This is a genomic window from Vibrio sp. 378, from assembly GCF_033339435.1.
Window position 1 is genome coordinate 1 of record NZ_JAWOUO010000469.1, and the last position, 748, is coordinate 748.

The 748-nt window shown below is 47.5% G+C and carries 1 protein-coding gene; it reads left to right on the forward strand.

Going from position 1 to position 748, the window contains the following annotated elements; genetic code table 11:
• A partial coding sequence (gene nhaA / locus R7Q48_RS26980) for a Na+/H+ antiporter NhaA (protein WP_318133318.1) occupies nt 1-748 on the forward strand: 748 nt, incomplete at both ends.

Consider the following 748-nt stretch of genomic DNA (forward strand, 5'->3'; position numbering starts at 1 on the left):
TGGCTGTGTTCTTCCTACTTATTGGCCTTGAAGTAAAGCGCGAGCTGCTTGAAGGCGCGCTAAAATCGAAAGAAACTGCCATCTTCCCTGCAATTGCTGCGGTCGGTGGTATGTTGGCTCCGGCACTTATTTACGTTGCTTTTAATGCAAATGACCCTGAAGCGATCTCTGGTTGGGCAATTCCTGCGGCGACAGACATTGCATTTGCTCTGGGTATCATGGCGTTACTTGGTAAGCGCGTACCAGTGAGTCTAAAAGTATTTTTGTTGGCTCTTGCGATCATTGACGACTTAGGTGTTGTAGTCATCATTGCTCTGTTCTACACCGGTGATCTTTCTTCAATGGCATTGCTTGTCGGCTTCGTCATGACAGGTGTACTGTTCATGCTGAACGCGAAAGAAGTCACTAAGCTAACACCGTACATGATTGTAGGTGCTATTTTGTGGTTTGCTGTACTTAAGTCTGGTGTGCACGCAACATTGGCAGGTGTAGTGATCGGTTTCGCGATTCCGCTGAAAGGAAAGCAGGGCGAACACTCTCCACTGAAACACATGGAGCATGCTCTTCACCCTTATGTTGCATTTGGTATTCTTCCTCTGTTTGCATTTGCGAACGCAGGTATCTCGCTAGAAGGCGTATCGATGTCAGGCCTAACTTCAATGCTGCCTCTAGGTATTGCACTAGGTCTATTGATTGGTAAGCCTCTAGGTATCTTCAGCTTTAGCTGGGCAGCTGTGAAACTGGGCGT